This window comes from Pseudodesulfovibrio tunisiensis, assembly GCF_022809775.1.
GTDB classification, from domain to species: Bacteria; Desulfobacterota; Desulfovibrionia; order Desulfovibrionales; family Desulfovibrionaceae; genus Pseudodesulfovibrio; species Pseudodesulfovibrio tunisiensis.
This window is the reverse complement of sequence record NZ_CP094380.1, coordinates 3,573,887-3,598,123: the sequence shown is the minus strand read 5'-3', so window position 1 is coordinate 3,598,123 and position 24,237 is coordinate 3,573,887. Positions and strand designations below refer to the sequence as shown.

General features: G+C 60.5%; 19 protein-coding genes and 1 pseudogene. 9 read left to right on the top strand and 11 right to left on the bottom strand.

All coding sequences use genetic code 11. The features are described 5' to 3' along the window. Positions 1–405: 405 nt before the first annotated feature. On the bottom strand, positions 406–2,112 hold the full coding sequence (locus MPN23_RS16945; RefSeq protein ID WP_243545415.1) for a Na+/H+ antiporter NhaC family protein: 1,707 nt from the start codon (positions 2,110–2,112) through the stop codon (positions 406–408). 331 nt (positions 2,113–2,443) lie between these two features. Here MPN23_RS16945 and MPN23_RS16940 point away from each other — a divergent pair, with 331 nt between their 5' ends. Then, positions 2,444–3,811 carry a protein kinase domain-containing protein gene (locus MPN23_RS16940; protein WP_243545414.1) on the top strand — a complete coding sequence of 456 codons (1,368 nt, stop codon included), beginning with the start codon at positions 2,444–2,446 and terminating at the stop codon, positions 3,809–3,811. Here the strand turns inward: MPN23_RS16940 and MPN23_RS16935 are convergent, their stop codons facing one another. The 3 genes from MPN23_RS16935 to MPN23_RS16925 all read right to left on the bottom strand — a co-directional run bounded on the left by MPN23_RS16935 (position 3,812) and on the right by MPN23_RS16925 (position 8,613). Then, complete coding sequence (locus tag MPN23_RS16935; protein WP_243545413.1) at positions 3,812–5,095, bottom strand: protein kinase domain-containing protein; 1,284 nt, start codon at positions 5,093–5,095, stop codon at positions 3,812–3,814. 162 nt (positions 5,096–5,257) lie between these two features. Beyond that, positions 5,258–5,593, bottom strand: coding sequence for a thioredoxin family protein (locus MPN23_RS16930; RefSeq protein WP_243545412.1), 336 nt, complete (start codon positions 5,591–5,593; stop codon positions 5,258–5,260). Between the two features lie 155 nt (positions 5,594–5,748). Further along, the gene (locus MPN23_RS16925; RefSeq protein ID WP_243545411.1) at positions 5,749–8,613 is read right to left on the bottom strand and encodes a sigma 54-interacting transcriptional regulator; all 2,865 of its coding nucleotides are present in this window, start codon (positions 8,611–8,613) and stop codon (positions 5,749–5,751) included. A gap of 173 nt (positions 8,614–8,786) precedes the next feature. Between MPN23_RS16925 and MPN23_RS16920 the strand changes: the two genes are divergently transcribed. The 4 genes from MPN23_RS16920 (at position 8,787) to MPN23_RS16905 (ending at position 11,569) form a co-directional block, all read left to right on the top strand. Then, complete coding sequence (locus MPN23_RS16920) at positions 8,787–9,029, top strand: hypothetical protein (RefSeq protein ID WP_243545410.1); 243 nt, start codon at positions 8,787–8,789, stop codon at positions 9,027–9,029. Positions 9,030–9,245: 216 nt separating this feature from the next. Then, positions 9,246–9,626, top strand: a complete 381-nt coding sequence (locus MPN23_RS16915; protein ID WP_243545409.1) for a response regulator — start codon at positions 9,246–9,248, stop codon at positions 9,624–9,626. A gap of 111 nt (positions 9,627–9,737) precedes the next feature. Beyond that, positions 9,738–11,018 (top strand): glycosyltransferase, encoded by a 1,281-nt coding sequence (locus tag MPN23_RS16910; protein ID WP_243545408.1) that lies wholly within the window; start codon positions 9,738–9,740, stop codon positions 11,016–11,018. Beyond that, positions 11,015–11,569 carry a peptidylprolyl isomerase gene (locus tag MPN23_RS16905; RefSeq protein WP_243545407.1) on the top strand — a complete coding sequence of 185 codons (555 nt, stop codon included), beginning with the start codon at positions 11,015–11,017 and terminating at the stop codon, positions 11,567–11,569. The genes MPN23_RS16910 and MPN23_RS16905 overlap by 4 nt, the downstream gene beginning before the upstream one ends. Positions 11,570–11,652: 83 nt before the next feature. Here the strand turns inward: MPN23_RS16905 and MPN23_RS16900 are convergent, their stop codons facing one another. The 7 genes from MPN23_RS16900 to MPN23_RS16870 form a co-directional block, all read right to left on the bottom strand. Beyond that, positions 11,653–12,819 (bottom strand): pilus assembly protein TadG-related protein, encoded by a 1,167-nt coding sequence (locus tag MPN23_RS16900; RefSeq protein ID WP_243547414.1) that lies wholly within the window; start codon positions 12,817–12,819, stop codon positions 11,653–11,655. Positions 12,820–12,829: 10 nt separating this feature from the next. After that, positions 12,830–13,216: a TadE/TadG family type IV pilus assembly protein gene (locus tag MPN23_RS16895; protein ID WP_243545406.1), complete on the bottom strand. Its 387-nt coding sequence runs from the start codon at positions 13,214–13,216 to the stop codon at positions 12,830–12,832. A 2-nt stretch (positions 13,217–13,218) separates the two neighbouring features. Beyond that, entirely contained in the window at positions 13,219–13,620 is a 402-nt protein-coding gene (locus MPN23_RS16890; RefSeq protein WP_243545405.1) for a TadE/TadG family type IV pilus assembly protein, read from the bottom strand. 203 nt (positions 13,621–13,823) lie between these two features. Continuing rightward, positions 13,824–15,629, bottom strand: a complete 1,806-nt coding sequence (locus MPN23_RS16885; RefSeq protein WP_243545404.1) for a PAS domain-containing hybrid sensor histidine kinase/response regulator — start codon at positions 15,627–15,629, stop codon at positions 13,824–13,826. Between the two features lie 157 nt (positions 15,630–15,786). Then, positions 15,787–16,689: an isoaspartyl peptidase/L-asparaginase gene (locus MPN23_RS16880; protein ID WP_243545403.1), complete on the bottom strand. Its 903-nt coding sequence runs from the start codon at positions 16,687–16,689 to the stop codon at positions 15,787–15,789. A gap of 4 nt (positions 16,690–16,693) precedes the next feature. Then, on the bottom strand, positions 16,694–17,617 hold the full coding sequence (gene rarD / locus MPN23_RS16875; protein ID WP_243545402.1) for an EamA family transporter RarD: 924 nt from the start codon (positions 17,615–17,617) through the stop codon (positions 16,694–16,696). A 97-nt stretch (positions 17,618–17,714) separates the two neighbouring features. Then, entirely contained in the window at positions 17,715–19,160 is a 1,446-nt protein-coding gene (locus MPN23_RS16870; RefSeq protein WP_243545401.1) for an aminotransferase-like domain-containing protein, read from the bottom strand. Between the two features lie 127 nt (positions 19,161–19,287). Between MPN23_RS16870 and MPN23_RS16865 the strand changes: the two genes are divergently transcribed. From MPN23_RS16865 to MPN23_RS16850, 4 genes and pseudogenes are all read left to right on the top strand, one after another. Further along, positions 19,288–20,010 carry an AzlC family ABC transporter permease gene (locus tag MPN23_RS16865; protein ID WP_243545400.1) on the top strand — a complete coding sequence of 241 codons (723 nt, stop codon included), beginning with the start codon at positions 19,288–19,290 and terminating at the stop codon, positions 20,008–20,010. After that, positions 19,986–20,312: an AzlD domain-containing protein gene (locus tag MPN23_RS16860; protein ID WP_243545399.1), complete on the top strand. Its 327-nt coding sequence runs from the start codon at positions 19,986–19,988 to the stop codon at positions 20,310–20,312. The genes MPN23_RS16865 and MPN23_RS16860 overlap by 25 nt, the downstream gene beginning before the upstream one ends. 174 nt (positions 20,313–20,486) lie before the next feature. Then, positions 20,487–21,734 (top strand): annotated as a pseudogene (locus tag MPN23_RS16855) (PAS domain S-box protein); the annotation flags it as partial. Positions 21,735–22,032: 298 nt separating this feature from the next. Beyond that, positions 22,033–24,099 carry a hybrid sensor histidine kinase/response regulator gene (locus MPN23_RS16850; RefSeq protein ID WP_243545398.1) on the top strand — a complete coding sequence of 689 codons (2,067 nt, stop codon included), beginning with the start codon at positions 22,033–22,035 and terminating at the stop codon, positions 24,097–24,099. The last annotated feature ends 138 nt before the right edge of the window (positions 24,100–24,237 follow it).

Genomic DNA, 24,237 nt, shown 5'->3' with positions numbered 1-24,237 from the left:
CCCGGGGGGCTGGGCGCTGCCCAGACCTGCAAGGGGACGGACATCCCCTTGACCCCATTCTGTTTTCGGGAAATCGAGCAGCCTGATGAATGCCCTGCCGGGACATTCCTCAGGCTGCTCGATTTCCCGAAAACGGGTGGTCCCAAGGATACACTTCCTCTTTTTCCATTGACCGATTTCCCCTGAATCCTGTCCCTCGACAGGGCAAGTCCGGCTGTCCCGCAACCAACTACGCCGCCAAACGGGGAAAACTGGTTCCCGCATCCTCACAGGCGGCGTAGAACCAGAAAGTTTTGAAGAGTCACGAGAAACTTTTTCAAAAGTTTCTCGTGCCGCCGGAGGCAAAGACAAAAAGGCCGGGACTCCGTGGAGTCCCGGCCTTTGCTATTGGCAAAGAGGTTCAGGCTAGGAAGCCTTGGGAAGCGGCTTGCCCACGAACCGGACCAGAGCCGCGGTGGCAACGAGGCCCACAGGCAGGGTGACGTAGGCAGGCATTCCCAATCCTGCCGGAATGTAACCGAAGATGATGGCCACGCCCGCCACGCCGATGGCGTAGAAGAGCTGCGTCCTGACGTGGTCGATGTGATCGCATGCCGACCCCATCGAAGACAGGATGGTGGTATCCGAAATCGGAGAGCAGTGGTCGCCGAAGATGGCACCGGTGAGCACCGCGCCCACGTTCAGCAGGACGTAGTTCGGATCGGCCTGCAGAGCAAAGGACAGGGGAATGGCCAGAGGCATGAGAATGCCCATGGTGCCGTAGGACGTGCCGGTCGCAAACGAGATGATGGAGCCCAGAATGAAGATGATGGTGGGCAGCAGGAACGGCGGCAGCGCGTCGGACAGCACGTTGACCAGATAGGCCGCAGTGCCCAGCTCCTTGATGATGCCGGACAGGGACCAGGCCAGCAGCAGAATGACGGCGGTGATGTTCATGGACTTCACGCCCGTGACCCAGGTTTCGATGGCGTCCTTGATGGGCATGACCTTCTTGAAGATGGCCATGAAGATCGCCACGAGGCTGGCCACCAGAGCGGCCTGGAACAGAACCACGGAAGCGTCGGACGCGCCGAAGCATTCGCGCATGGCCGTGAAGCTCATGGGCGAGGAGTGGATCAGGTCCAGCAGGGCCTGATCTTCAATCGCATGGTAGCCATTGAAGTAGAAGCCGAGAAAGGCCGTCACGATCAAGGTGCCGATGGGAATGATGGCGCTCCAGATGCTGGGCACCACATGGGATTCGGGCTCGAGGCCGGAAGCCTCCTCCGAGGCCATGGGCGTGGAGCCGTCAGCCACGAGCTTGCCCTCGGTGCGTGCGCGGACCTCGGCCTGCCGCATGGGGCCGAACTCGCGCAGAAACAGGATGGTGAACACAACAAAGGCCAGAATGAAAATGTTGTAGAAGCGGAACGGAATGGTTTCCACGAATATGCCATAGGCGTTGGCCTTGATCCCGATCATCTGGTAGCCGTCGCGGATCAGACCGACCTCGTAAGCAACCCAGGTGGAAATCAGGGCAATGCCTGCAATGGGAGCGGCTGTGGCGTCGATGATGAAGGCCAGCTTTTCGCGGGAAATCTTCATGCGGTCGGTAACCGGACGCATGATCGGGCCCACGGTCAGGGAGTTGGCGTAGTCATCGAAAAAGATGAACAGCCCCATGACCCAGGTCACGAACTGGGAACTGCGCGGGGTCTTGGCGTGCTTGGCCAATGCGTCGGCAATGGCTCTGGCACCGCCCATCTTGGAAACCAGCGCGATCAGGCCACCAATGGCCAGGCACTGAAGCACGATGCCTGCGTTCCAGCTATCGGCCAGAGAAGCCAGCACCTCGCCGGAAAGACGCAGAAACCCGTCGATTACTGCGGAATAGATATCCCAGCCCTTGAGGTCCAGCATGAAGCAGCCGGAAAACACGCCAAGAAACAGGGACAGCACCACGTTTTTGGTAATGAAGGCGAGAACGATGGCCAGAACAGGCGGAATCAGGGTCAGAACTCCGAACAGTTCGGCGTTTGCCGCCCCCTTGGAAGAATCCGCAGCCAAGGCGGGGGCGGCCAGAAACAGGCCCACGGCGGCGCAGGTCAACAGCAGCGTGAACAGCTTTCTCATGAACAACCTCTCCAAAATGAATTTGTGACATCAATCCCGACCGAAACCCCTTTCGGTCGAAAACGACATTCACCCAGAAAATACAGATAATTGCGGAAGGTCCCCCATAGACCCCGCCAGCATCAGCGCCCATCGTGATGATAGAAAATTCCGAACAAGTCAATCAAAAAATCCGAAGAAGCCGAATTGATCACGGAAAACCTGCATGTTGGGCGAAAAAACGTGCGAATATCGTTCTCCCGTTGTCGTTTTTTCAAAGTGAAGGGGAAAAAGACCGGTTTCCGGCGTTTCGGAGTGGACGCGACTCGTGCCGCCGGGCTAGATTCGGAGCATGAAAATCGGACGATATGCCATCAAGGGACTGCTCGGCAGGGGCGGCATGGGGGTCGTGTACAAGGCGGCCATGCCCGTGACAGGACGCATGGTGGCGCTCAAGGTATGCCGCCCCGCGGAAATCATGGCCGACATCATGGGCATGGACGCAATACGCGACCTGTTCCTGCGCGAGGCCGTGACCATGTCGCGCATCGAACACCCCAACGTGGCGGGCATTCTGGACGTTCACGACGGAAGCGATGACATCGAACCGCATTTCACCATGGAATACTTCTGCGGCAACCTCGGCGTGCTCATGGGCGAGACCTACGAAGTGGAACAGGAATCCCGCAGATTGGGCGTGGAGTTTTCGGTGCATGCGGCCCGTCAGATGCTCGCGGGGCTGGACAGACTGCATTATGAAGACATCGTGCACCGGGACGTGAAGCCCTTCAACGTCATGCTTGCCGGCGACGAATCCGGCATGGGGCAGGTCAAGCTCATCGACTTCGGGCTGTCCAAGCTCCGGGGCGAACGCATGACGCGCCACAAGGGCATGGTGGTGGGATCGCCCTACTACACGGCCCCGGAACAGGAAACCGATCCCGAGGCTGCGGATGCACGCTCCGACCTCTACTCCGTGGGCGTTGCCCTGTACCGCATGCTCACGGGACGGCTGCCGGAACCCCGGGAAGCGGATCGTCCGTCCATCTGCACACGGCATCCCGACCTCGGCTGCGAGTGGGATGACTTTTTCACCTCGGCTCTGGCCCCGGAGCCGGAACGCCGTTTTCCCGACGCCATGACCATGATCCGGGAACTGGACAGGATGGCCTCGCTCTGGGCCAAGCACCGGGACGCGACCTGTTCCGGGCTGGACCAGCTTGACGAACCTGCCGCACGGCCCGCAACAGCGCCCCGCAGCACGCCGATCAAGGCTCCGCTTGGATCGGCACGCCAGACTTTCGGGCTGGATGCATTGTGGCGGCCGAAACAGTATCCGCGCCACGCGTTCACCGACAATGGAGACGGTACCGTGACCGATGCGATTTCCGGCCTGATCTGGGAAAAGCACGGATCGCGCCATCCCCTGAGCTGGGAACGGGCCGAAGCGCACTGTGAAAGGCTGAACCGGCAGAAATACGCCAATCGTTCGGATTGGCGGCTGCCCACCGTGGACGAACTCGCCACGCTCTTTACGGGTCGCACCGAACCCGGGGAATTCTGCATGGAATCCGTGTTCGATCCGGCCAAGGCCCGACTCTGGAGTTGCGATACCAAGGCGTTCACCGCAGCATGGTACGCGGATGCGGAACTGGGATTCGTGTGGTGGCAGGACCGGACGTGCCGATTCCACGCCCGCGCGGTGTGTGGCAACGCCTGATCAGGCCACGAGCCTGAGGTTCGCGCCACACTTCTCCAGACACCGCACCACGCCGGGCGCGAGTCTGGACTTGATGCCGGAGCGTTCCGACCTCCCGGCCAGCACAATGTCCGGGCCGTACTGACAGATCAATGCCGGAGCCGCCCGCCCGGGGTCCACGTTTTCCAGCACGCGCAACCCCCAAAGCAGTTCCTGCTCCCGGCACAGCTGCAACCCGGGCGCAAGCGTGGCAAAAAGCGCAGCCTTGAACCGCTCCAGCTCCCCGGTCGGCAACTGCACCGGAACCAGACTCACGAACAGCACGGCGACCTCTTCCTGCGCAGCAAGATTCAGGGCCGTTTCGAAAATCAGAGGGGCACGCTCGTCCGGCTGTACAAAGGCCATGACCCTGCTCCGGGAAGCGGACGACGCAGGGGGCGGCAGATCAACGGAACAGGCGTCCGGGCCCGCTTCTCCGGGCAGATACGGTGCAAAGGCAGCCACGATATCCACCATGCGGGGACGCCCGCGAGGATCGAACTCCAGACAGGCTCGTACCACTTCAACCACGTCCCGGGGAACATCGTCCCGCAGCAGGGAGGGCTTGAACAGAAACATGGGCCAGCCGTCGAACAGACGGTGATGAAAGGCAAAGGGCAGCCGATTGGCAAGAATGCGAAACGCCAGCACGCCAAGGGAAAAGATGTCCGAAACCCGCGCTCCATGCCTGCCGCGCAACTGTTCCGGGGCCGCATACCGCACATCGGCCGGAGACGGAGCGCTTCCGCCCCAGAAATCATTCCACCCCCGCCTGTGGGCAAGGCCGAACTCCCGTATCCACAAAGGTCCGTTTGCCGGTGCCACGAGCAGATTCCCGGGATGCAGAGCCAGATGCGCGATACCCGCTTCGTGCAGATCGGCCAGCGAAGCAACGAGCCGTGCGCACAGGGAAAGCCCCTGCTCGATGCCAAATTCGGAATCATCCAGAAGATCAGCCAGAACAGGACGTTTGGGTGCCGGCAATATCAGTCCCTGCTCCCATTCCTCCACAGGCCAGAGAAAACGGCAGTCATGCGGCAGACCGGCAAACCGGGCCGCGTTCTGCCAGGAGAGAAACGCCGTGGTATCCACGTCCAGAAACTGCCGAATTTCAAGCGGTTCATAATCCCGTACCGCCTCATAGCGGCGAAAGCCCATGATGGAAGGAATGCGACGACGCACACGCGCGCCGTTGATCTCGCTCCCCGGCTCCAAAGGTTCCGGGGCAGCCCCCCGAATGGCCATTTCCTGTATCCTTGCCCACATGGTCACAGCTCCCGCTGGAGAGTTTCCGCATGATTTCAGGACAATGGTACAACAAAAACGATCTTCGGGCCAAGCAGGGATTTTTCAAGACCGGTCAGGTGGGAAATCAGCCATGGCAAAATGCCGGTTTTTCATGTGGGCAGAACCATGTTCCCGTGGAATTCAGGCGGCTGGCGGTTCGCTCCGCAAGACGGAATGGAGCAGTTCATCCAGACCATCGCTGTCGGTCTCACCGATGATTCTTCCGGTCTCCCTGCCCTGCTCGAACAGCAGAAACGTGGGAGTTCCGCGAACCATGAACCGCTTCATGGCCGCTTCCAGAAAATCCGCATCGAACAGGAAGCAGCGGACCCTGCCGGAATACCGACGGGCCACATCGTCAAGCGCCTGCTCCTGCATGCGATACCTGTCGTTGCGCTTGAGAAAGGCGACAAGCATGGGACGATCCTGAGTCCGCAACTCAAGATCGAACATGCCGGGATCAATGTTTTTCACCATACCGCCCCTCCCCCGCGGCAGCTTCCTCCGCAAAAAATGCCGCCACGGCTCCATTCCCTGTGATCTCATAGGGAATAGATAACAACTCCACGGCAAAGTTGCATTATCACAAGCCATTAGAACGATTATAAATCGAAAGGGCAGGCAGAATTCGGTCAGTAATCCAGACCGTAGGCGCGCAATTTCCGGTACAAGGTAGCACGATGAACCCCCAGAATGCGAGCGGCTCTGACCTTGTTGCCTCCTGCCTTGAGCATGGCCTCGGCCACGGCTTCCGGTCCGGTGTCGCGCCTGAAGGATGACAGGGGCGCTTCGTGCACATCGCTGGCATGAGACTGCCCGGCAAGACGTCGCATATGGTCCACGAGGTCCCCGCGGATGGCGGAAAGCCCGATTTTCCCGCTGGGGGACAGAATGCACGCATGTTCCAGCAGATGCTTCAACTCGCGGATGTTGCCGGGCCAGTCGTACTTCATGATCAGGTCCAGTACCTCCGGCGACAGCCCGGTGAAGGTCTTGTTGAACTGGTCCCCGAACACTTCGAGAAAGTGTTCGACCAGCAGGGGGATGTCGGCCTGCCGCTCCCTGAGCGGCGGCAAATTGATCGGCATGACGTTGAGACGATAGAACAGGTCCTCGCGGAATATGCCCTGCCGGACCTTTTCCATCAGGTCCGCATTGGTGGCGGCCAGAATGCGCACGTCCGCGGAGCGTGTCGCGGACTCCCCGACGCGTTCGTATTCCTTCTGTTCCAGAAATCGAAGCAGCTTGAGCTGGATGAGCGGTGCAATGTCGCCGATCTCGTCCAGAAACAGGGTGCCGCCCTGCGCGGCCTGAATGCGGCCCACCTTGTCCTTGACCGCGCCAGTGAACGCGCCGCGCACGTGTCCGAACAACTCGCTCTCCAGCAGGCTTTCGGTCAGCGCCGAACAGTTGACCTTGACAAGTGGTCCTCCGGCGCGCGCACCGCCATAATGCAGGGCCTCGGCCACAAGTTCCTTGCCCGTACCGGATTCACCAAGAATCAGAACCGTGGAGTCGAGCTGGGAAAGCTGCTCCAGCAGACGATAGATTTCCTGCATCCGGGAACTGCGCCCCACTATGCCCCGGAATCCCAGCCGCTCCTGAAGCCGTTTCTCCAGATCGGCAATGCGGGACACGTCGCGTACCACGAGCACGGCGCCGACATGGTGCGTCTCCTCGTCAATGAGTGGAGAACAATGGATTTCCACCATGCGCTCGCCCAGATTCGGCAGGTCCACCTGTGTTTCGTAGCCGCGCACGGCCTTGCCGGTCCGCACGACCTGATCGAGCACCCCGAGCCATTCCCCGGCTGTGGGCGGCACAAGGTCGCGCAGAGGCTTGCCCTGTGCCTCCTCGGCCCGGGCCGCGCACAGAACGGCGGCCGCACTGTTCGTGGCAATGACCCGCATCCGACTGTCCACCGCAATGATGGCGTCCGGAATGCTTCGAAACGTGGCTTCCAGATTCAGACGGTACCGTTCCTTTTCCAGATTGGCCCGTTCCAGAGCGTGCTCCGCCTTTCTCCGGTCCGTAATGTCCCGGCCCACGGCCTGAATCTCGGTCAGGTTGCCCCGATGGTCGTAAATGGCGCGATTGGTCCAGTTGAACCAGCGCCATTCGCCGTCCCAATGCTGCAGAGGCTGCTCCAGCTCGCACACGTCGTTTTCGGGAGACACGTTGTGCATCCAGTCCAGCAGGACGGCCCGTTCCTTTTCCGGTACCCAGGGAAGAAAGTTCTGGCCCACGAGATCATCCTCATCCCTGTTCAGAAATCGCGCACAGGCCGGATTCACGAACGTGAGCACTCCATCCGGCTGAAACCGGGTGATGAGCTCGGTCTGGTCCTCGACCACGGCGCGGTAAAGCCGTGCGCCCTCGCGCAACGCCTCTTCCGCGATCTTTCGATGCGAGATGTCCTGAATGTAGACCGTGCAGACTTCCCGGTCCTGATGCACGAAATGACTGGTGGTGATCTCCACCGGAAAGACCGTGCCGTCCTTTTTGCGGTGATGCCGCAGAGGCAGGCGTTCCAGCCCGGAACGGATCAGGCCCATGGATCGTTCCGGATCGGCAGAGAGGTCCATGTACTCGAGCCGGGCCAGTTCCTCGGCCTCGTATCCATACATGTGCTTGGCAGCCGTGTTGAAATCGAGAATGGCTCCAGTCTGCTTGTCGATCATGATGATGGCGTCACGTGCGGCCTCGTACACGCTCCGGTAGCGCTTTTCGCTTTCCGCAAGTCCCTGCTCGGACTGATATCGCGCGGTCACGTCCCGCGCCACCACCACGAATCCGAGAAGCTCCCCCTTGTCGGCCACGGGACGCAGCATGGCATCGTAGACCGCATTGCCCCGGTACTCCTCCACATGTCCGGGCGTGCCCCGGCGACGAGCCCGGTCCAGCAGCCTCTGGTACAGATGCACCGAGGCCTTGGGAAGAACACTCAGAAAATCGTTTCCCAGCAGTTCCTCGACGGTCCGGCCAAGATAGGCGGCTCCGGTGCCGCCCACATGGGTGATGCGTCCGGCAGGGCCCAGCACGAAAACGGCTTCGTTCCCGCCCTCCACCAGCGCCTCCAGAAGGCTGTGCATCCGGGTCATGTTGCCGGCAAGGCGTTTTTCCCGCTGCCTGCGCTTCCGTTCGGCAAGGCCGTGCCGGGTCAGATATTCCAGCCGGGAACGTCCCACGGGCTTGCCAATGTAGGCAAAGGCTCCGAGAGACATGGTCAGCGCGGGCGGATCGGGTTCCAGACGGTCGGAAACAAGAATGACAGGGGCCTCGCGACCGAAACGCGACATCTCCTCCATGAGTCCGCGCCGTTCTCCTCCCATGAGATCGACGGCGCAGAAGACCAGATCCGGGTCCACGCGTTCCAGAACCGCCACGGCCTGCTCAAGGTCCGCCGCTTCCACGACCGCATGTCCCGAACGCTCCAGCAGATCGCGCACAAGCCGCAGTATGTCGATGTCGCTTTCGGCAATGAAAATGGTGCTCACGTCCACTCCCGCATGGAGAATCCTGTTTTTTCGAGACTACATCATTACGAGTGCTTTGCCCACAGAGCAATGCATCATCCCACTTATCGGGTAGGAATACGACAAAAAGCGGACAAACGCCAAATCGTGTGCTATTGCTTACGCAAACCCTATATCAGTCAAGGAGAAGAGGTATGCCAAACTACAACGAAGCCGACCTTCCCGTCGACGTGCACCATGGGGAAATGGTCACCCTAAACGATGGCACGACCATTCGATTCGAATCCAACGGCGAAGCCAAGAACGTCATGATCAATGATGACTTCGCCCCGGCTGCGACTCTGTTTCCGGGCAATGAATTCACTGTTCAGGCGGGCGGCAATTCCTTTTGCATGACCTGTTCCTTTGAAGACTCCATGAAAATCGAAAAGAAGTAATCCGCCCAAATGCGGCCCCCGGCCCGGGACAGCCCGGGCCGGCCGATTCCGGCTGCATTCCCATCCCGGCCAGCCCCGGCCTTTTCCACGCCTCCCGACGCCCAGGGACTTTACTTTTGCCCGCATCATGCTACATTCGGGACAGTATCCACCCGAAAGCCGTCCGGACGTTCCCGACGGCAAAACGTCAATGTCCTGCGTCGGGAGACATCCATCATGGCCAAGATTCTCATAGCCGAAGACGACCGCATCTCCCAGAAACTCGCGGCCAAAATCGTCGAGGAAATGGGCCATACCGCCTTTGTCAGTCCGCATGGCAAACACGCTTACGAAACCCTGAACGCAAGCAATGAATTCGACCTGCTCATCACGGACATCATGATGCCCGAAATGGACGGCAGGCAGCTCATCCAGACCCTGCGCGGCGACCAGCGCTTCATGAACTTTCCGATCATCATCATGTCCGCAGTGGTCGGTCTCAGTGAAATATCCAACCTGCTCCGCCTCGGAGCGACTCTGTTTCTGGCAAAACCTCTGGAAAGAGAAGAGCTTCAGGAATACATTCGCCGATGTCTCAAGGACGGCGCGAACAACTGACGCAACAATGTTCCGACTCCCCACCCCGGCTCCTCCCGTCGTTTTCCGTGCCGAGACATTCAGGCCTCGGCACGCCCTGATTCGTTCACCAGCACAACCAGGCAGGCATCCATGCGAATCCTGATCACGCACAACAATTTCCCGGCACAATTTCGTCATGTCGCGGAATATCTCGGCCGTTCCCCGGGCAACCAGGTGGTCTTCGCCACCAAGAATCCCCGTCCCGAATGGGAGATTCCCGGCGTGCGCAAGGCCATTTTCTCCGAGGTCGGGGAAACCACCAGAGAAACCCACCCGTTTGCCACGTCTCTGGACACTGCGGTTCGGCACGGTGCCTCCCTTGCCCGGCTCTGTCACGAGCTCAGGAAACAGGGGTTCGTGCCCGACGTCGTGCTCGGACACTCGGGCTGGGGCCAGACCCTGTTCGTGAAGGACGTGTTTCCGGACACGCCGTTCGTGGGCTATTTCGAATGGTATTATGATGCACGAAGCGAGGAAATCACCTTTGACGGACGGGAACGTTCCGTCACGGAAAAGGCGCTGTTGCGCATGCGCAACAGCGCCATCCTGCACGACCTCGTGGCCTGCGACGTCGGCATATCCCCCACCCAATGGCAGCGCTCCCGGTTCCCCCGGGAATTCCGGGACAAGATCGTTCGGGTGCACGACGGCATCAACACGCGCTATTTCTCGCCCGCCGATCACAGTCCGCTTCCACCTTCGGCACTGACTCTGGACGGCGTGGACCTGACCAAAGCCACCGAGCTGGTCACCTACTGCTCCCGGGGCATGGAACCGTACCGCGGATTTCCCCAGTTCTACAGGGCCCTGCCCGCCATACTGGAAGCCCGGCCCGGCTGCCACGTGCTCATCGTGGGCGAGGACCGCATCTGCTACAGCCAGCCGCGCAAGGACGGCCGAACCTACCGGGAGGCCCTGACCAGCGAGGTCGAGCTTGACGAATCCCGGGTGCATTTCACCGGCCCCCTGCCCTACGGAAAATACCGGCAGGTACTCCGGGCCTCCAATGCCCATGTCTACCTGACATGGCCGTTCGTGCTGTCCTGGTCGCTGCTTGAAGCCATGAGCTGCGGCTGCCTGTGCGTGGCCTCGGACACTTCACCCGTACGCGAAGTCATTGCCCATGAGCGAAACGGACTGTTGACGGATTTCCGGGATTCGGAAAAGATCGCGGCCTCGGTGGTGGATGCGCTGGAACGCGGCCCGGACACGGGCCCCCTGCGCGAAAACGCCCGGCGTACGGTGCTGAACAGATTCTGTCTGACCAAATGCCTGCCGATCCACCTGAACCTGCTGGACCGGGTCGTTCGGAACAATATCCAGCTTCCGACGCCGGAACCCGCGACAACCGCAACACGGACAGCTCAATGAAAAGAATCACCCTTCTGCTCACCGCTTTCGCGACCCTGCTCGCCCTGACAACGCCCTGTCTGGCCTCGGCCCCGGAAAACACCCTGTACATGGATCTGGAATTCGGCAGGGTGGAAATCGAAATGCGGCCCGACCTGGCCCCGGCCCACTGCAAACGGATCAAGGAACTGGTCCGCACGGGATTTTACGACGGCGTGGTATTCCACCGCGTGATCGACGGCTTCATGGCCCAGACCGGCGACCCCACGGGCACGGGCAGAGGCGGTTCCGGCCAGAACATTCCCGCGGAATTCAACAGCGAGCCTCATGTGCGCGGCACCGTGAGCATGGCCCGCGCCTCAAGCCCGAACAGCGCGGACAGCCAGTTCTTCATCTGTTTCGAAACCGTGCCGAGCCTGGATCGCAACTATACGGTCTGGGGCAAGGTGACCAAGGGCATGGAATACGTGGACATGATCACCAAGGGCGACAAATGGGCCAACGGCATGGTCAAGAATCCGGACAGGATCGTCTCCATGAAGGTCGCTGCCGACGTGCAGAAGGCCCAATAGCCAGACAAGTCGAACCAATCGAAACGCCGCGCCCCCATTCGGGACGCGGCGTTTTTTCATCATGCATGCAGGCATCCGCGGAATCAACTGCGGCTGGAATCCATGAGCAGACGGCTCATGCGCAGAATGCAGTCATCGTTTCCCGAGGGGTCCGGGTCCACGGCCACGGCATTGATGAATCGGGCCGAGACATTGCCCTGCCCGTCCACTCCCTCGATGAAGAACGCACCCAGCTCATAGACATAAATCGAATTTCTGCCGGAAATCGGCGGCTGCCGAGGGTCGTAGAACGCCATGAGCGCGACCCGGGGGCTGTCCATGGGATCATCGTACACGCTGCCCTCGACCGCATTCCTGGACGAATCCCAATACGCATAGGGGTCCTCGCCCAGAAGATCGTTCACTCCCTGCTTGACCGGCCCGGCGCTGTTGCCCGGCTCCAGCAGCAGTTCGTCGCCCGGTTCCACCAAGGTGTCGTTGGACCCGGTGCACCCCGCGATGTTCTCGCGCACCGCATCCGCCCCGGTCACGGGATCGCCCTTGTTCACGGGCGGCAGGTCCACGAGGTTGTACTGCCCCGGAGCAATGGCGAGCTGCGGATCACCGGGCTTGATGATGATCTGCGTGCCCACGTCGCCCTGATCGTAGCCAAGCACGTTCACCGAAGCGAGCTCGCCCGGACTTTCCACGTCCAGTTCCCCGTTCCCGTAGCCCTTGGTGCCCGGGTCCGCATAGTCGTCCCACTCGAACTTGGTGGGTACCACGAACGGCTTGACGCACTTGGAGCCGCACACCGGAACCAGCCCGGCCCGGGCCGTGACCGAAAGGTCCACCACGGGCACGCCAATGACTCCGCCGAAATGCAATGCCAGGGGATTTTCCCGTTCCCGGCTGAGCGTAATGGTCACTTCCACCTGATCGGGATCATCAGGATCGGGCGCTCCGTTTCCGAGAAACACGATGTCCGCATCCTGTATCGCGACCGCAACCTGATCCGCCTCATCCATGTTTCTGGCGGCATATGCCCTGATCACGGCCCGCAGTCCCGTGAAATCCCGACCATAGGCAAGCAGGGAATTGGCCCCGGCAAGCGCGGCGGTATCAGCAGCGGTCTGCAACCGGGCCCGCTTGAGATGAATGTGTCCCAGATCCACGGCCAGAGCCACCATGCCCATGATCACGGTCATGGACAGGGCCACAACCACGCTGGCAAGCCCATGCTCATCCCTGAATACATGATGAAAACGCATCACGACGCCCTCACTCCATTTTGGCCACGGCTGCGGTTGTCACTCCCTGCGGCATGAACTCCTCCCACGGAAAGATCGTATATCCGGAAAAATCATAGGCCAGCTCGACCTGCACTTCCTGCCCCAGACCGGGATTCGAGGCCGTGGTCACGGCCACATCCAGATTCTGATCCATGAGTCCGGCACGGGAGACGCATTCCCGCACCGCCTCGGTGGGGTCATGGCCTCTGGAAGCCATGATCACGCCTTCCCGCGCGGCACGGGCAAGGACATGGTTGATGTCGATGAACTTGGAAATGTCCCAGACCCCGGCCATGATCGGAATCAGGACCAAGGCCAGTGCCAGGGCGAATTCCACGGCGGCCGCGCCTTGTCTGCCTTCCTGCGTGCGCTTCATGCTCACCGCTCCCGGGTCATGACCGCGGTCGCCGCGACCTGATTCACGCTTTCAAGGCCGGGCACGATGGAACCGACCACCACGAATTCAAAGGGGACGGAAACGGAAACCGACACGGGCTGGCCGGAATTTCGCTCACCCACGCTCACGTTCGGAGTCTGATCCAGACCGCCCGAAGCGATCTCCCCGATCACCCGGTCCAGTATGTCGTTTTCCTCGGCCTCGACCAGAATGGCCATGCGCGCGCCCTCGTTGGCTGCGCCGCGTACCACGCTCTGCGTCCAGTACAGCCGGGCGAAATCCATGATCCCCAACAGAACCACCACAAACAGCGGCAGGATCAGCGCGGTTTCCACCACGGCCTGTCCACTTCTGCTTCGCGTATTCCGTCTGTCGTTTCTCATGCTTTGCCTCGTCCGGTTTCGGGCACACGGCCCCACCCGAACCAAAGCAAGGCACATGCCAAATCCGGGCACCGACACCAGGTCCAAAAACATGTATTATTTCAAGATGGTTATGAAGAACAGAAAACAGGAAGGCAAAAGGAGTCAAACCGCCCGATCCACCAAAAAGAGAGTTCACCGGTCGCCAATACATGATTTATGGATCATTCGACATTCTCGCCGGCATCCTCGGCAGCAGGGCCCAGCACATGCTCCAACTCCCGACGGAGGTCCTCCATGGTCATGGGCTTGGCCACATAGCCGTCCATGCCGTGAGACAGAAAACGCTCCCTGTCGTTGGGCATGCTGTGGGCCGTCAGGGCAATGATGGGCACCCTGCCCCGCTGCCCGGGCAAATCCCGTATTGCCCGAACCGCTTCCAGTCCATCCATCTGCGGAATGCGGATATCCATGAAAATGCAGTCGAACGCCTGCTCCGAGGCCATTTTCAATGCCTGAGGACCTGTCGAGGCTGTCGCGACCTTGTGCCCGAGGATTTCCAGAAACCGGCGTGCGGCAAGCCGGTTCACGGCCTCGTCCTCGACCAGCAGAACCCGATGGCAAACCTGTGCCCCCGTCTGCGTTCCCGAACTCACCTGTTCCGGCAGGGGAAGCGACACAGGAATGGACAGAAGCGCTTCGGTTCCCTTGTCCGGTTCGCTGCTCAGGCACAGTTCGCCGCCCAGCAAAAACACCAGATCACGGACCACACGCAGGCCAAGTCCCTTGTGCAGATAATCGCCCGAGTACGGGAGTCCGTTCGTCGTCTCGAACCGGAAGAGATCGGCAAGCTGTTCCACATTCATGCCCTTTCCCCTGTCCGCGATGCGAAGGACAAAGACTGCACCGCGCTCCACCCGGGAGTCGGTCACGGCCAGCATTTCCAGATCGACGTCCTGACGGGAAAACTTCAAGGCATTGGAAAGCAGGTTGAACAGAATCTGCCGCAGCTTGTCGGCATCGCCACACAGCAGCGAAGGAGTTCCCCGGGCAATGGAAACGTGCAGCTCGGCACCGCACTGCTTCAGCGTGGGCCGAAAAATCCGCATGGCCCATTCAGCCAGTTCCGCCGGGACAAAATGTTCGTGACACGTTTGATCGCGTCGAGGGTCGGCATGAGTCAGGTTGAGCACGTTTTCCAGCGCGGCAAGCAAGGCCCGGCCCGAAGCCACGGCGCTGGCCGCATATTCGCTCTGTTCCTCCTCCAGACCGGAATATTCGAGCAATTGCAGCATGCCCAGCACGGCATTGAGCGGTGTTCGGATTTCATGACTCATGTTGGCAAGAAACAGACTCTTGGCCCTATTGGCAGCCAAGGCAGCCTCCCGGGCAATGATCAATTCCTCCTCGGCCTTTTTCCGCTCGGACTGGTCGATGTGAATGCCCACCACGCGAAGCGGTCTGCCCAGATCATCCCGCATGCAGACCCGCCCCTTGGCCAGAACCCATGTCCATCCGCCATCCGCGTTGAGCAGCCTGTACTCGCATTCGTAGCTTTCGGAATGCCCATCCAGATGCTCCTGAAGCAGCTTGAGCACCCGAGCCTTGTCATCCGGATGAAGCAGGGCCTCCCAACTCTCGAAAAACGGCGGGAACCGATCCGGCATGTACCCGATCATGGTCACGAGATCGTCGCTGAAATCCACCTCGCCCGAAACCACGTTCCAATCCCAGGTGCCGACTCCGGCTCCGGTCAGGGTCATGGTCAGACGCTCCCGGCTGATGTCCAGCTCCCGGGCAACCTTTTCCACACGCTTGAGATATCTGGCGGTCAGATGAAAAATCAGCCCCGCGGTTATCAGGATGTACAGCCACCCCTTCCAGGTCTGAATCCGTGCATAGAGGTCGATGTTTCTGACCAGCAAACCGAGAACGTGATCGGACAGCAGAATCCATGCACCGCCGAAAGCAGCGTAGATGCACGCAGTCTTGAGCGCGGGGTATTGGTAGCGAAATTTGAATCGTGCCATACCTTTTCATGTCAGTTCCCAAAAGGGATTCACATGATAAACACAATGCCGATCAATTCGCCCGGCTTGCCACCCGAGCCTTCCGTGCATGCCGAAATTTCGGCCACGATCCGGAATCATTCCCTCCGGATGACGGCAGCAACGGATTGTTCGAGAATCAGTTGATACGGATGAACGGCCGGGGAACGCCGTTTTCGTCGGCATGGCAGAACGCCATGCGCGGAGTGTTGTGAGCGTATCCGTATTCGCCGTCCCGCGAAATCACGATCACGCCGCCATACCCCTTTCCACGATCCAGAAGCCTGTTCACGGCCAGCCCAGCCGCATCCATGGCCGAGGCACCGTTCAGGTTGTCGCATGCGGTCCGGCAGAGCAGTACACGAAGAATGGATTCGCCGTACCCGGTGGCCGAGGCCGCGCCGAACTCGTTGTCCGCATAGCCTCCGGCTCCCACGATCGGGGAATCGCCCACCCGGCCCGGGTGCTTGCGCGGAGTACCACCCGTGGACGTGGCACAGGCCAGATTGCCGTCATGATCCAGAGCCACGGCCCCCACGGTATCAGACGGCCCGCTGAACGCCTTGATGGGCTGAAAGTCCCTGTCATCCCTGAGGCGTCGATACAGCGCCAGTTCCCGTTCCGTAAGCAGCTCGCAAGGGTCGAGTTCCTGAAATCCGCATTCCCGGGCAAACTGCATGGCTCCCTGTCCGGCCAGAAAACGGAACCCGTCGCCGTGCATGGCCCGACGCGCCAGGGAAACCGGATGCAGCAGGTTGCGCACCGCGCACACCGCCCCGAAATCGAGTGTCGCGCCGTCCATGATCAAGGCATCCAGTTCGATGTCGCCCTCGGCATTGAGAAACGATCCGCGCCCGGCATCGAACGTGGGGTCTTCCTCAAGCAGGTTGACCGCCTTTTCCACGGCGTCCAGAGCACTGCATCCCTGTTGCAGCAGGGGAAAGGTCTCGGCCACGGCATGCTCGACGCCCCGCAGGTGATCCTCGACGAACTCGTCGGGAATATCCCAGGCTCCACCATGCACGATGAGCTTCGGTTCCATGCGATCACGACTTCCTTGCACCCGGCAGTCGGGGCTGTCTGTAGTTCCAGAGGGTTTCCCCGGAGAACACGGCCAGTCCGGCCCAGATGCAGACGAATGTCACGAGATGGCCGGACGTGAACGGTTCCTTGTATACGAAAACGCCGAGGATGAAGGCAAGACTCGGGCCGAGATATTGCAGAATGCCCAGCGTGGACAGCCTGATGCACCGCGCGGAAAACGCGAATCCGAGCAGAGGCAGGGACGTGACAGCCCCGGCTCCGATGAGCAGGGCGTCCGTTGTGCGGGAAACGTGCAGAAATGCCATGTCCCCGCTCCAGTACACATAGACGAGATATGCCGCGGCCAACGGACTCAGCAGCAGGGTTTCCAGAAACAGGCCGGGCATGGATGCCACGGCTGCGATCTTGCGGATCAGCCCGTACAGGCCGAAGGACACGGCCAGAGACAGGGCGACCCACGGCAGTTGGCCGTAGCCGAGCATGGAATTCGCCACTCCGGCAGTGGCCAGAGCAATGGCCACGTATTGCAGCGGCCGCATCCGCTCGCGCAGAAACACGAACCCCAGCAGCACGGAAACCAGCGGGTTGATGTAATAGCCCAGACTGGTCTCCACCACCCGGTTCGCGGTCACGGCCCAGATGTAGAGCAGCCAGTTGCCGCCGATGAGCAGACTGCTGCACAGAAGCAGAAACACGTCGCGCCCGGAACGAAACGGGGCCAGAGCCTCGCGCCACCGCCCCTGAAACGTGAGGATGCCCGCCACGAAGACCAGAGACCAGACAATGCGATGACACAGGATTTCCACAGGAAAAACGCCCTGAAGGGCCTTCCAGTAGACAGGCAGCAGGCCCCAGGCCGCAAAAGCGCCCAGTCCCGCCATCACTCCGGCAACAGGACTTTCCGAAGACAGGGATTCTTTCTGCATGGCCGGGGAGAGTACGCGGAGCCCATGCCGAGGTAAAGCGAAATTCCGGCGGCAGCCGGCCAATCAGGCAACGGGAGGCAAGCAGGACCAGGCCGGATCAATCGGCCATGCGTCGGGCCATGTTGCCGAGGGTTTCCAGTCCCTGTCGTATCTGCTCGCTCCAGATCGTGCCGCAACTCAGCCGGATGTAGTTGCTGAACTTGTCCTGCGTGGAAAAGATCGCGCCCGGTGCTATGCCTATGGAAGCATCCCGGGCCTCGAAGAAGAGGTCCACGGCATTGACCTTTTCCGGCAGTTCCAACCAGAGCACCAGTCCGCCCTCCGGGTGCGTGACACGTGTTCCCCTGGGGAAATAGCGGGTCAGATGCAGATGCATGGTGTCCATCTGCTGCTCCACCGTGGCCCGCAGCTTGCGCAGATGCCGCTCCATGCGCCCCTGACGCAGGTATTCGGCCACGGCCATCTGCGGAAGAACCGAAGAATGCACGTTGGTGGTGGCCTTTATTTCCCACGCCTTTTCCCGATACCGTCCGGGCAGAAGCCAGCCCACGCGAAACCCGCCGGAAATGGTCTTGGAAAACGAGGAACAGAGCAGCACGCGCCCGTCCCTGTCGAACTGCTTGTAGGTGCCGGGCCGCCGTGAACCGAAATGCAGGTCCGTGACCACATCGTCCTCGATGAGGGGAATGTCCCGCCGGGCCAGCAGGCCCACGATCTCCCGCTTGGCACTGTCCGGGGTCAGGCTGGCATCGGGGTTGTTGTAGTTGGGCGCAAGAACACACGCGGCGATATCAAAGGTCTTGAGGGCCCGGGCAATGTCCGCCGGAGACACGCCCCGGTCGGGATGGGACGGGACCTCGACCGCCCTGAGCCCGAGATTTTCCAGCAACTGGAGAAAGCAGTAGTAGGTGGGGGACTGAATGAGCACGGTGTCCCCGGTGCGGCAGACCGATCTGAGCGAAATGTACAGGGCCTCCAGACACCCCGCCGTGATCAGGGTATCCTCCGGGATCACGCTCATGGAATGCTCCATGCACCGAAGCGCCACCTGCGTGCGCAGTGCAGGCACACCGGACACGGGCGCATAGTCCAATGCCTCCCGGGTGTGGTCGCGCAAGATCGCCGTGGTGATTTTCGTCACGTCCCTGAGCGGCAGCAGATCGGCATCCGGGGCTATCACGCCCAGCGGCACGGCGTCCGGCCTGCCCAGACATTCCAGAACTGTGCGAATCAGCCCGGAGCGCGTCACTGGCCGAGGTCCGCCCTGATTGCCGGGCGGCGGTCCTTCGGTGCGCGGCAGACGACGGGATTTCCGACTCACGAAAAACCCGGATCTCGGACGGGACTCGATAACCCCCTTGCGCTCCAGTTCCAGATACGCCTGATTCACCGTGGACAGGCTCAATCCGGTCTTGGAGCTCAGAATGCGCAGGGAGGGCAGCCGATCCCCAAGCCCCAGACTCCCGGATTCGATCATGTCCAGAACATGCCGTTCAACGGCCTGGTACAGATACTCGCCCTGTTCCTTTCCATGGGATTGCATATTGTCTCGCTGATCTGTTGTGCTCTTTTTTTCAAAAAACTGTATCTGTACTCATGACAGTTTTTCTGGTCTTCTGCAATCACAGGCTGAGGTTCCCTGCAAAACACCCGAGAGAAAGAGAGAAGCCATGTCCGCGCACACCGCGGTGAAAACGCAAACAACCAATCAGGCGCTCCTGTCCGCGCTCCAGCACTGCTCGCCCGTGATCATGGGATTTCTGCCCGTAGGCGCGGCCTTTGGCGTGCTGGCGCAGAAAACCGGCATGTCCATGCTGAACACGGTACTCATGTCCGTCATGGTCTATGCCGGATCATCCCAGCTCGTGGCCGTGGCCATGCTGGCAGCCGGACTGGCTCCAGCCACGATCATCGCCACCACCTTCGTGGTCAACCTGCGACACATGCTCATGTCCGCCTCCCTTGCCCCGAATCTGCGGGGCTGGAAAGCATGGCAGCTCGCCGCGTTCGGCTATGAGGTCACGGACGAGACATTCGCCCTGCACACCACCCGATTTTCCCGGGGCGACCACGATACGCGAACCACGTTTCTGATCAACGCGATCTGTCACGGCACATGGGTGCTGGCCTCATGGCTCGGCTACGCGGCCGGGACCGCGATTCCGGCGGTGGAACCGCTCGGACTGGACTACGCCCTGCCCGCCATGTTCATCGGCCTGCTCGTGGCCCAGACCGCCACGCGACTGCACGTGGCCGTGGCCGTGCTATCCGGAGCGGCAGCCGTTCTCATGACCCTGAGCGGAGCGGACAACTGGAGCGTGATTCTGGCCACCATACTTGGAGCAACCTTTGGCGCGGGAGCGGAAACATGGATGAAACGACACTCTTCCTGACCATCACGGGCATGACACTGGTCACCTGCGGACCGAGAATCCTTCCTGTGCTGGCATTGACCTCCCGGCCTCTTCCGGCTCCGGTGGTGCGCTGGCTCTCCTTCGTGCCCGCGGCAGTGCTGTCGGCCATGCTCGCCCCGGCCCTGCTGGTCCACGATGGCGCCATTGCCCTGAATACGGACAACTACTACCTGTGGGCCGCGATTCCGGCCTTTCTTGTCGCCTGGAAGACACGCAGCTTTTTCGGCACGGTTGCTCTGGGCATGGCACTGGTCGCCGGAGCCAGACACTTTTTCGGCTGATCATGCCCCGCATCCGACCAGAGCGGCATCCTCCGAACCGGGAGGATGCCGCTCTCTGCTTTTTGTTCAGATTATCATGGAGTTGCCGCCGAGGAGAGCATAACGTACCGGGACTGCTTGCTGAACCCGTCCTGACAAGGGGCTTGCCCGTTGAAACGTGTTGTCTTTCCGATTGTGGCCGTTCTGCTTTTCGGCCTGTCACCGGCTGTCTTCGGAGCCGGGCTCGACCTGCGCGTCGGCATCCATGACAACGCCCCGCTGCTTGCCGATTCCCCGCCCTCGGGCATCTTCGTGGACATTCTGTCAAAAACCGCTTCCCGCAATGACTGGCGCATCACCTATGTTTCCGGAACTTTCGAACAGAACATGGACCGCCTGTCGCAAGGAGAAATCGACCTGCTTCCGGCGGTCGACTTTTCCCGGGAAACAGACGAGGCGCTCGACTTCACCGGGGAATCCGTCTCTGTGGACTGGGCAGTCCTTTACACCCGTCAGGATGACACCATCACGGACCCTACCAGACTGAACCGCAGACGGGTGGCCCTTGTGCGCGGCGGCATGCACAACGAAAAATTCCGCGATCTCATGGCCCGTCTGGAAGTCGAGCCCGACCTCATCGAGTATCCGAACTACGCTCAGGTGTTCAAGGCGCTGGTCAAGGGCGAGGTCTTCACGGGGGTGGTCAGCCGCCTCTACGGTGTGCGCCATGCCCGGAAACTGGGGCTGCGCGCCACCAGCATCCTGTTCAATCCGGTATCCATGCGCTTTGCCGCATCCCGATCCACCCCTCCATCGGTCCTTGCCGAGCTGAACAACACGATCCGCACTCTCAAGGCGGAGCAGGATCCCGCATTCCATTCGACCGACACCACATGGCTCAACCAACGAAAAAACGCCTTCTGGCGGCTTGATTCGCCTTCAGCATGGGGATTGGCCACCCTGCTCGCCACCCTTGCCGTCCTCTGCATCTGGTTCGGCCGAATGCTCTACCGGAAATCCCATGAAGTCACCCTTGCCAACAGGGAACTGCACAAGGAAACGCAGGTCCGCAAGCTGGCGCAAAAGGCGTTGTGGGAAAGCGTCGAGCGCCACCGGGCCATGTTCACGGACAATCGGCTTCCCCAGTTGGTGATCGATCCCGCCTCCAAGAGCATACTGGAGGTCAATCCATCTGCCGAAAACTTCTACGGCTACCCTTCGGAACAACTACAGACAATGAAGGCATGGGACATCAATGCGGAAGTCCCGGAACGGTTCCAAGGTCTTGTCAGCAGTCTGCAAAGCGGAGAAAGGACGTCGGTGGACACGGTGCACCGCCTTGCCTCCGGGGAGCTGCGCAACGTGGAGGTCCATCTCAGCCCCCTGTTCGTGGAGGGACGGGAACACCATCTGGTCACGGTGATCGACATCACCGAACGCATGAGGGTGGAGCTGGAAGTCGCGAATCTGGCCCGATTTCCCGAGGAAAATCCGAATCCGGTTCTGCGAATATCCTCTGAAGGAAGGCTGCTCTATGCGAACAAGGCGTGCGAACCGCTGCTGGGGCTGCTCGCTTTCCAAGGAAATCGAGCAATGCTCTCTGCCGGACCAATATCTGGAAATCGTACGGCAGGTTTTCTCTTCCGGGAAGAATCAAGGAACCGAAGTTTTCCCCAATGGACGAACCTATGCCCTGACCTTTGCCCCGATTCGCGAAGCCGGATACGTGAATGTCTACGGCATGGACATATCAGGCCAGAAACGCACGGAAAAAGCCCTTGCCGAAAGCGAAGAACGCCTGTCACTGGCCGTGAAGGGCGGAGACCTCGGATTCTGGGACTGGGATATCGAGTCCGACGAACTCGTTTTCAACGAACGATGGGCCGAAATGCTGGAATACGAATTCGACGAACTGCGCGAACGGTTCGACATCTGGGAGCGCAGGCTGCACCCGGACGACCGCGAGGCGGCTCAGGCAGCCATCTGGAATCATGTGGCTGGCAAGGCCCCGGAATACCGCGCCGAATTCCGGCTCAAGGTCCGATCCGGCGGCTGGCGGTGGTTTGTGGGACAGGGACGCATCTCCAGCCGTAGCCCGGATGGGCGCCCCCTGCGCATGACCGGTGTCATGTACGACATCAACGAGCGCAAGATGACCGAGCAGGGCCTGACCATGATCAACGAGTGCATGCTGGGATTCGGCCCGGACCCGGAGGAGAATCTGGAACGCCTGACCGATCTGGCCGGGAAAATACTTCAGGCGGACGCGGCGTTCTACAACAGGCCGGATGCGCCACCGTACTGCTGGACCAATACATGGGCCCCGGACCTGAAACGGGAATGGGCTCCTCTGGAAAAGGGACACATCTCCGAATCCCTGTTTTCCTCCCGGGGACAGAAGACCATTGTCCTGCACAATCTGCAGGACTCCCGCTTCGCCTCGACCGACCCCGACGTCAACGCCTTCGGGCTACGGGCCTATGCAGGACAGGCCGTCATGATCGAGGATCGTCCGGTCGCGGTTCTCGCCACCCTGTTCCGTCGCGATTTCAAACCGAACAACAGCAACCTGCGACTGTTCGGCATCATTGTCGGGGCCATGCGCGTGGAAGAGGAACGCCGCATGGCCAAGGAACAGATCGTCAAGGCCAGAGACAGCGCGGAACACGCCAACCGCTCCAAGAGCGAATTTCTGGCCAACATGAGCCACGAAATACGCACGCCCCTGAACGGCATATTCGGCATGCTGCAACTCGTACGCGGCTCCGAGCTTGACGAGGAACAGGCGGAATACGTGGAAACCGCCCTGAATTCCGGAAGAAACCTGCTGCGGGTCATCAACGACGTGCTCGACTTCTCCAAGATGGAAGCCGGCATGCTCCTGTTTGAAAACGAACCCTTCAACATCGGCTCGACCATTCGCGAGGTCATGGACACCTTTACCGTGGCGGCACGGGAAAAGGACCTCCGCCTTGACATCTCCCTGGACAAGGACATGCCCGAAGTCCTGATCGGAGACGAAGCGCGCATCAGACAGGTTCTGTTCAACCTGCTGGGCAATGCCATCAAATTCACGAACAAGGGCGAGGTCTCGGTCAGGGCCTTCACGCTTCCGGCACCTGACGGAAAGCAGGCTCTGCACCTCACGATCACGGACACGGGAATCGGCATTCCCCCGGACAAGATTCAACAGGTGTTCACGGCCTTTTCCCAGGCGGACGGATCCCATGCCAGACGATACGGCGGCACGGGGCTGGGGCTTGGCATCGTTCACCGGCTCGTCAGCCTCATGGGCGGACACATCCACGTGGACAGCGAACCGGGACAGGGCACCAGCATCCACGTCTTCATGCTGGTGTCTCCGGGAGACGGCAAACTCGCCCCCGCGAAAATCACCACCACGCCCGGACGCGATCCCGCAGCGGCCATGACCGTTCTGCTGGCCGAGGACGAACGCGTCAACCGCATTTCCGTGACCCGCCAACTTGAAAAGATGGGGCACTCGGTAATCTGCGCGGAAAACGGGCCGACCGTGCTGGACAAACTTCGAAAGAATCAGGTGGATGTGGTGCTCATGGACATCCAGATGCCGGGCATGGATGGGCTTGAGGTCACCGGAATACTACGAAGCGATCCGGAATTCGCCGCCCTTGCCGATGTGCCCATAGTTGCGCTCACGGCCCACGCCATGAAGGGAGACAGGGAAAAATTTCTGGCTGCGGGCATGGACGATTATCTGGCGAAACCCGTGGAATTTTCCGATCTGGCCGCGATTCTGGCCGAAATCCGCCCGCGAAAGCAGGTCTGATTCCCTTTTGCGAATCAAGCTGAAGTATCCGATGGCGCATACTCATGCTTGACCCCGTCCGCTGAAATGGTATGCCTTCCGGGCGCGGACGACCCACGAATTCCGATTCGGGCTGGCCCGTGCAATAGAACCCGGGAG

Bases quoted from the DNA above. Each gene is read 5' to 3' on its own strand.
- MPN23_RS16915 (WP_243545409.1), top strand. From the start codon at position 9,246: ATGGCCAAGATTCTCATAGCCGAAGACGACCGCATCTCCCAGAAACTC.
- MPN23_RS16870 (WP_243545401.1), bottom strand. From the start codon at position 19,160: ATGCAATCCCATGGAAAGGAACAGGGCGAGTATCTGTACCAGGCCGTT.
- MPN23_RS16895 (WP_243545406.1), bottom strand. From the start codon at position 13,216: ATGAAGCGCACGCAGGAAGGCAGACAAGGCGCGGCCGCCGTGGAATTC.
- MPN23_RS16945 (WP_243545415.1), bottom strand. From the start codon at position 2,112: ATGAGAAAGCTGTTCACGCTGCTGTTGACCTGCGCCGCCGTGGGCCTG.
- MPN23_RS16885 (WP_243545404.1), bottom strand. From the start codon at position 15,629: ATGGCACGATTCAAATTTCGCTACCAATACCCCGCGCTCAAGACTGCG.
- MPN23_RS16850 (WP_243545398.1), top strand. From the start codon at position 22,033: ATGGACATATCAGGCCAGAAACGCACGGAAAAAGCCCTTGCCGAAAGC.
- MPN23_RS16920 (WP_243545410.1), top strand. From the start codon at position 8,787: ATGCCAAACTACAACGAAGCCGACCTTCCCGTCGACGTGCACCATGGG.
- MPN23_RS16910 (WP_243545408.1), top strand. From the start codon at position 9,738: ATGCGAATCCTGATCACGCACAACAATTTCCCGGCACAATTTCGTCAT.
- MPN23_RS16905 (WP_243545407.1), top strand. From the start codon at position 11,015: ATGAAAAGAATCACCCTTCTGCTCACCGCTTTCGCGACCCTGCTCGCC.
- rarD (WP_243545402.1), bottom strand. From the start codon at position 17,617: ATGCAGAAAGAATCCCTGTCTTCGGAAAGTCCTGTTGCCGGAGTGATG.
- MPN23_RS16890 (WP_243545405.1), bottom strand. From the start codon at position 13,620: ATGAGAAACGACAGACGGAATACGCGAAGCAGAAGTGGACAGGCCGTG.
- MPN23_RS16930 (WP_243545412.1), bottom strand. From the start codon at position 5,593: ATGGTGAAAAACATTGATCCCGGCATGTTCGATCTTGAGTTGCGGACT.
- MPN23_RS16940 (WP_243545414.1), top strand. From the start codon at position 2,444: ATGAAAATCGGACGATATGCCATCAAGGGACTGCTCGGCAGGGGCGGC.
- MPN23_RS16880 (WP_243545403.1), bottom strand. From the start codon at position 16,689: ATGGAACCGAAGCTCATCGTGCATGGTGGAGCCTGGGATATTCCCGAC.
- MPN23_RS16860 (WP_243545399.1), top strand. From the start codon at position 19,986: ATGGATGAAACGACACTCTTCCTGACCATCACGGGCATGACACTGGTC.
- MPN23_RS16900 (WP_243547414.1), bottom strand. From the start codon at position 12,819: ATGCGTTTTCATCATGTATTCAGGGATGAGCATGGGCTTGCCAGCGTG.
- MPN23_RS16935 (WP_243545413.1), bottom strand. From the start codon at position 5,095: ATGTGGGCAAGGATACAGGAAATGGCCATTCGGGGGGCTGCCCCGGAA.
- MPN23_RS16865 (WP_243545400.1), top strand. From the start codon at position 19,288: ATGTCCGCGCACACCGCGGTGAAAACGCAAACAACCAATCAGGCGCTC.